Origin of the sequence: Pinisolibacter sp. (assembly GCF_036782435.1) — a bacterium.
Taxonomy (GTDB): domain Bacteria; phylum Pseudomonadota; class Alphaproteobacteria; order Rhizobiales; family Ancalomicrobiaceae; genus CALBKH01.
This window is the reverse complement of record NZ_DAIPZB010000052.1, coordinates 21,712-27,837: the sequence shown is the minus strand read 5'-3', so window position 1 is coordinate 27,837 and position 6,126 is coordinate 21,712. Positions and strand designations below refer to the sequence as shown.

Below are 6,126 nucleotides of genomic sequence, written 5' to 3'. Positions count from 1 at the left end.
GCACATTAAACGCATCAAATCAACATGATGGTCCAACCGCGCACAGGTCTCATAACGCGCCCGAGCCGGCTCGGGGCGGCCGGCATCGTTCGAATTGCAGTGATCTCGGTGACCGGTCGTTCATCGCGTTTCCGGCTTCTGCTTCGTGATGCGAAGAAATTGGCTTAAGCTGACGCTCGACATTGGTGTCTTCGGAGAGGAACGAAGATGAGCGAAGCCCGGACCGAACGTCGCCGCGAGAAGCGCATGCGTTCGCTGCTCGGCGGCCATGTGGTGATGAACAACAAGTACTCGACCGTCGACTGTCTGGTGCGCAACATCACCGATCGCGGCGCGCGCCTGCACTTCGGCGATACGCCCTACCTGCCGCAGGAGTTCGAACTGCGCATCGATGGTCGCAACGACAAGCGCAGGGTGCGCAAGATCTGGTCGCGCGACGGCGAAATGGGTGTCGAGTTCGACTGAGGCCTCTCCTCCCGGGTCGCGACCGTCGACCACCGGGACCGGCGCGGCCTCAGCCGTCGGCGATCAGCGCGGTCATGCGGCCGTGGTGGCCGACCAGACCGGCGTGCGACCGAGCCGCCTCCCGTAACGGCCCCGGATAGCCGCCCCTCAGCAGATTGTCGACGAAGGCGAAGAGGGTGACGTCGATCACCGTCGGCCGGTCGGCGACGAGGAAATCGCGGCCGCCGAGGAATTCCGCCACCGCGTCGATGTCGGCGACACCGCGGCGATGGACGTCCGCCTCCGTGTGGCGTCCCGTCCCCTGGCCCTTCACGTCCCGCAGGATCTTGCGCCGGATGAGCGCCGTGACCAACGGCCGGATGGCGCCCGGGATGGCGGCGAAGAGCCCGTCGCGGGTCCGCGGCCAGTTCGCCTCGATCGCCCAACGGTCGAAGAGCATGGCGAAGTAGAGGCTCTCCTCCAGCGTCCGTTTCACCAGATGCGCCGCCGCACGTTGCGCCGGATCGAGGCCGGCGTCGAGCGGATCGGGGCGCGTCGCCTCGAGATGGGCGACGATGTCGCTGCTGTCGGCGATCCGCCGGTCGCCGTCGACGATGAACGGCAGCTTGCCCTTCGGCCCGCGGAACGGCGGATCGACGACCACCCGGTAGGGGACGCGGCGCAGCCGCAGATAGGTCTCCACCTTGGAGCAGAACGGACTCATGTTGACGCCGTCGAGCGACGCGAACTGATGCAGTTCGATCATTCTCCGATCCTCCCGCCGAACACAGATCGGTCGTTTCGACGGATCCTACACCGAGACACGGCCGGGGGAACGAGGGGACGGCGGAGGGACGTCTCGAACGCGACATACCACGGTTGTGGAGTTAACCATTCATCAACCTTACGGCTGATCGACGCAACTTTTCATGGTAGAAATTCGTCCACGGCATACCCATGAGGGAGTTGGGGCGATGACCATCGTGAGGTTCGAGCGTCGGCAGGAACCGAGGTCGAGGACCATTCTCGGCGCCCGCGCCGTCTTCAACGAGCGCTTCTCGACCATGGATTGCCGGGTTCGCGACATCTCGGCGAACGGGGCGCGGTTGCGCTTCGGCGGCCCGCCGTTGGTGCCGACCTGGTTCGAACTGTTGCTCGTCGAGAGGGGCGAGCGCATCCGCGCCCGGCGCGTGTGGACGAACGGCAACGACATGGGTGTCGTCTTCGTGCGCGACGCCGCGTGACGCGCGACCTCGACGGTCCGAGCGTGTAACGAAGAAGGGCCCGTCGCCGGGCCCTTTTCCATGATCCCACGGTTGCCTAGGCTCACAGCGTCCTGCCACCGCCACAGCAGCCGCTGTCGACGGGGGCGAGATGAGCATTGCCGCCGACGCGGAACTGCGCCGCGATCTTCTCGGCGTCGCCGTGGCCCTTCGGCGCTTCGCGATAGACGCCACGATCGCCCTTGAAGAAGATGCCGGTCGACATCTCGGTGTCGGAGAGCACCGCGGCGGTCGCCATGGCGCGATCCGAGGTCGGCTGGATGGCGCCGCGCTCGACGCTCTTCTTCCACTCCATCTCTTCGGGGCGGAAGGTGATGCAGGGCGACAGCACCTCGATGAACGAGAAGCCGGGATGGCGCACCGCCTCGACGATCATCGCCGCCAACGGCTTGACGTCGAGGGCGAAGCCGCGGGCGACGAAGTTGGCGCCGGCGGCGAGCGCGATGGCGAGCGGCGAGAACGGCTTGACGCCGGTGCCGCCGGGGGCGGCGTCGCTGTCCCAATCGGCTTCGGTGGTCGGCGACGGCTGGCCCTTGGTCATGCCGTAGACCCGGTTGTCCATGACGATGTAGGTCAGATCGACGTTGCGCCGCGCGGCATGGAGGAAGTGGTTGCCGCCGATCGAGTAGCCGTCGCCGTCGCCGCCGACGGTGATGACCTCGAGGTCGGGCCGGGCGAGCTTGATGCCGGTGGCCACCGGCAGGGCGCGGCCGTGGACGCCGTGGAAGCCGTAGGCGGTCGTGTAGGCGGGCAGGCGCGACGAGCAGCCGATGCCGGAGACCACCACCACCTCGTGCGGCGGCCGGCCGAGTTCGGCGAGCGCCCGCTGCAGCGACTGCAGCACGCCGAAGTCACCGCAACCCGAGCACCAGATCGGTTCGACCGACGACTTGAAGTCCTTCAGCGTCAGCTGCTGGGGACACGCGTGGGGCTGTTCGTGGATGGTCATGCGGCGACCTCTTGCGAAAGATGAGCGACGATCTCGGCGGCGCGGAAGGGAGTGGGGCCGGGACGAGCGAAGCTCTCCGACCCGTGCGGCAGCGCCTTCTCACCGCGCAGGTGGCGGTAGAGCTGGGCCGAGTGATTCTGTTCGACGACGACGATCCGTTTCGCCCCGGCGAGGGCGGCGGAGAGCTTCGCCTTCGGAATCGGCGAGAGGACGCGCAGCGCCACCACCCTGGTCGGCGTTCCGGCTTCGGTGAGGCGCGCCGCGGCGACCTTGGCCGGACCGACCGAGGAGCCGAAGGCGAGGAGGGCGAGGGGGGCGTCGGCGGGGCCGAAGACATCGCCCCAGCCGTCGCCGAAGTCGAATGTCTCGAGCTTGCGCTTGCGCTTCTCGAGCTGGGCGACGTGGATGGCGGCGGAGTTCGAGGGGTGTCCGCTCTCGGCATGCGAAAGGCCGTCGGCCACCCACTGGCAATCCGGCGTGCCCGGCGCCGGCATCGGCGAGACGCCGCTGTCGGTCAGCTGGTAACGGCGGAAGTCGGGGCCGGTGGCGAAGGGCACGGTGAGCCGCTTCAGCGGCGTCGGGCGTTCGGTCGGCACGTCGATGATCGTCTGGGTCTGGCCGATCGACTGATCGGAGAGCAGCATCACCGGGGTCTGCAACGCTTCGGCGATGTGGACGGCGCGCTCGGTGGTCGCCGGGCAGTCGGCGATCGAGATCGGCGCGATGACGACGCGCGGGGCGTCGCCCGGGGTGCCGCGCAGCGCGATGTCGAGGTCGCCCTGGTCCGACTTGGTCGGGATGCCGGTCGACGGGCCGACGCGCATGACGTCGACGATCACCATCGGGATCTCGGCGGCGATCGCCAAGCCGATGGTCTCGACCTTCAGCGCCAGGCCGGGGCCGGAGGTGATGGTCATCGTCGGTGCGCCGGCGTAGGCCGAGCCGCAGCACATGTTGATGGCGGCGATCTCGTCCTCGGCCAGCACCACGCGGCCGCCGTGCTCCTGCATCTGGACGGCGAGCCACTCGGTGATCTCGGTCGCCGGGGTGATCGGATAGGCGGCGACGAAGGTGATGCCGCCGCGCAGCGCGCCGAGGCCGACCGCTTCGTTGCCGGAGAGCATCCAGCGTTCGGCCTTGCGGCCCGGCGCCAGCGCCATGGAGACGCCGGTCGCGGCGAAGGCGGCGCGGCCGGCGGCGTCGGCGCCGAGCGAGGCGGTGACCGCCTTCTCGCCCTTGGACCCGATCATGGCGCGGATCGCATCGTCGACGGCCTCCGGCTCGAGCCCGGCGAGTTCGGCGGCGATGCCGAAGCCGACCATGTTGAGGCGGCCGCCTTCGACAGAGGCGGCGATCTGGGCGATCGGCAGCTCGACGACGCGGGCGCCGGAGCGGGCGATCGCTTCGGGGACGGCGCCGTTCTTGGGATCGCAGACGATGATGCTGTCGCCGTCGAGCGGGATCTCGGGGGCGAAGCGATGGACGTCCTGCCAGTCGAGGGCGATCAGGCAGTCGAACCGGTCGGGTTGCGCTTCGATCGGGTCGACCCCGAGTTCGATCAGCGCCGCCGCTTCGCCACCGCGCACCTGCGCGCCGGAGAGCTTGGTCATCAGACCGTAGTGGCCGTCGCGGGCGGCGGCCGCGAGCAGGGCGCTACCGGCGGTGATGGCGCCGGTGCCGCCGCTGCCGGCGATGACGATCGCGACGGACTTGCGTGCTTCGGACATCTCGTCTTCCTCGTCTACCGTCGCGCGCGGGCGCCGGCGGGATCCCGTGTGAACCGACCGATTCCCACTCGCGCCGCCGGCGGTCTCCGCGCGGCGCGGGCGTTCATTGCCACGATCTCGGTCGGCGTCTCTTTGACTTGTGACAAATGACCCGACAAAATGTTGGATGTCTCGTCGAACTTTTGTAGAGGGTCACCCGCACATTTTTGGTCTCGACGGCGAAGTTCGCCGATTCACCCGACCGGACGGGGCCCCGTCAACCTCTCGTGAACCAAAACAGAGAGTAGAGCCGGGTGTTTAACGACTTCTTGAACGGATCGGCGCAAAATCGCCGGGTTTTCTTTCGCGACAGCAAGGAGTTCCCGTTTTGATGAGCCGCACAGCTCTTCGCCGCCTCGTGCTCGCCGCGCTGGTCGTCTCCTCCGCCGCCGGTCTCGGCGCCTGTTCGGGGGGAATCGATCGGGCCGAATACACGCCTCCCATCGCCGTCACCGCGGCACCGCCGCCCGCCCCGGTGGTTCCGGTCGCCGCGCCCGGTGCCGCGCCGATGCGCTCGAATCGTCTGCCGTTGCTGCCGCCGGTTCCCGAGGAGCAGTCGGGTCTGCCGCCGGTCACCGTCGCCCAGTTGCTGCCGCCGCCCGTGGTCCATTGAGCCGCTCGCGGCTTTGTCGTCCATCGAGCCGCTCGCGGCTTTGAGGACCGCGCGTCGCCGTGGTAGAGCGGAAGGCCGAGGGACGACGCATCGATCGACACCGTGAACGCCATTTCCGGGTCGCCTCCGATCGGACGGCGGCCCTTCGTTCGTGGGCGGACGGCAGGAGAGGGAAGGCGAGGTGGCGAGTGATCTCGAGGCGGGCCTGAGCCGCGTGCTGCTGCGGCTGCCGGGGGTCTTCCGGGCGCGCCTCGCCGAGGGCGCACGCCGGGGCCTGCGCATTCTCTCCCATCGCCGCGCCCGTCGGGTCGCCCGGGTCGCGCCGCGCGACGAGAACCCCGCTTTCGTCATGGCGGTGACGTTGACGGCGGCGTTCGCCGCGATCGCGCTTCTCGATCCCCATGTCGGTGCGGCGCCGGGTGGGGCGACCGGCGCGTGGCGCCGATTCCTGAAGACGCTCACATCGTATGGCGAGGGGATCGAGATCCTCGTCGTCTCGGGCGCCATCCTGGTCTTCTGCCTGTCGGTCTCGCCGATCGGCCTCGCCCGGCGGGTGCGCGCCGGCCTCGTCGAGATCGGCTTCGCCGCCGCCTTCGCCTTCGCATCCGTCGCCGGCAGCGGTCTCGTCGCGTCGCTGGTCAAGAACGCCTTCGGCCGGGCGCGGCCCGAACACCTCTCGCCGGGCGCCGTCTTCGAGCTCCACCCCTTCGCCTTCTCGGCGAAATTCGCGTCGTTCCCGTCCGGCCATTCGACCACGGCGGGGGCGACGGCGATGGTGCTGGCGCTGCTCTTTCCCGCCCTGCGCCGGCCGATCCTCGCCGCCGGGGCCCTGGTCGCCGTCTCGCGCATCCTGCTCGACGCGCATTTCCCCGCCGACGTGATCGCCGGTTTCGGTTTCGGCGGCGCCTTCACCCTGACCGCGGCGCTGGCGCTCGCCCGCCGCAATCTGGTCTTCCGCCAGAATTCGATCGGCCGCCTCGAACCAAAGGCGGCCGACCGGCCCGGCAACTGGCCGCACGTCCTCGCCGCGTTGATCGCGCGGGCGCGGAAGAGCGCGAGCTGAGCCCGGGA

Annotated in this window: 7 protein-coding genes; 4 read left to right on the top strand and 3 right to left on the bottom strand. The window is 69.2% G+C overall.

All coding sequences use genetic code 11. From position 1 onward, the window contains the following. Nucleotides 1–207: 207 nt before the first annotated feature. Nucleotides 208–465: a PilZ domain-containing protein gene (locus V7Q42_RS18245; RefSeq protein ID WP_333825590.1), complete on the top strand. Its 258-nt coding sequence runs from the start codon at nt 208–210 to the stop codon at nt 463–465. A gap of 49 nt (nt 466–514) precedes the next feature. Here the strand turns inward: V7Q42_RS18245 and V7Q42_RS18240 are convergent, their stop codons facing one another. Further along, entirely contained in the window at nt 515–1,210 is a 696-nt protein-coding gene (locus V7Q42_RS18240) for a glutathione S-transferase family protein (RefSeq protein WP_333825589.1), read from the bottom strand. A 208-nt stretch (nt 1,211–1,418) separates the two neighbouring features. Here V7Q42_RS18240 and V7Q42_RS18235 point away from each other — a divergent pair, with 208 nt between their 5' ends. Next, a complete protein-coding gene (locus V7Q42_RS18235) occupies nt 1,419–1,688 on the top strand; it encodes a PilZ domain-containing protein (protein ID WP_333825588.1) in 270 nt (89 codons plus the stop codon). 82 nt (nt 1,689–1,770) lie between these two features. Here V7Q42_RS18235 and V7Q42_RS18230 read toward each other — a convergent pair whose 3' ends face one another. Next, complete coding sequence (locus V7Q42_RS18230) at nt 1,771–2,676, bottom strand: 2-oxoacid:ferredoxin oxidoreductase subunit beta (RefSeq protein WP_333825587.1); 906 nt, start codon at nt 2,674–2,676, stop codon at nt 1,771–1,773. After that, complete coding sequence (locus V7Q42_RS18225; RefSeq protein WP_333825586.1) at nt 2,673–4,403, bottom strand: 2-oxoacid:acceptor oxidoreductase subunit alpha; 1,731 nt, start codon at nt 4,401–4,403, stop codon at nt 2,673–2,675. The genes V7Q42_RS18230 and V7Q42_RS18225 overlap by 4 nt, the downstream gene beginning before the upstream one ends. A 370-nt stretch (nt 4,404–4,773) precedes the next feature. Here V7Q42_RS18225 and V7Q42_RS18220 point away from each other — a divergent pair, with 370 nt between their 5' ends. Both V7Q42_RS18220 and V7Q42_RS18215 read left to right on the top strand, forming a co-directional pair. Further along, nucleotides 4,774–5,055 carry a hypothetical protein gene (locus V7Q42_RS18220; protein ID WP_333825585.1) on the top strand — a complete coding sequence of 94 codons (282 nt, stop codon included), beginning with the start codon at nt 4,774–4,776 and terminating at the stop codon, nt 5,053–5,055. A 181-nt stretch (nt 5,056–5,236) separates the two neighbouring features. Further along, complete coding sequence (locus tag V7Q42_RS18215) at nt 5,237–6,118, top strand: phosphatase PAP2 family protein (protein WP_333825582.1); 882 nt, start codon at nt 5,237–5,239, stop codon at nt 6,116–6,118. The last annotated feature ends 8 nt before the right edge of the window (nt 6,119–6,126 follow it).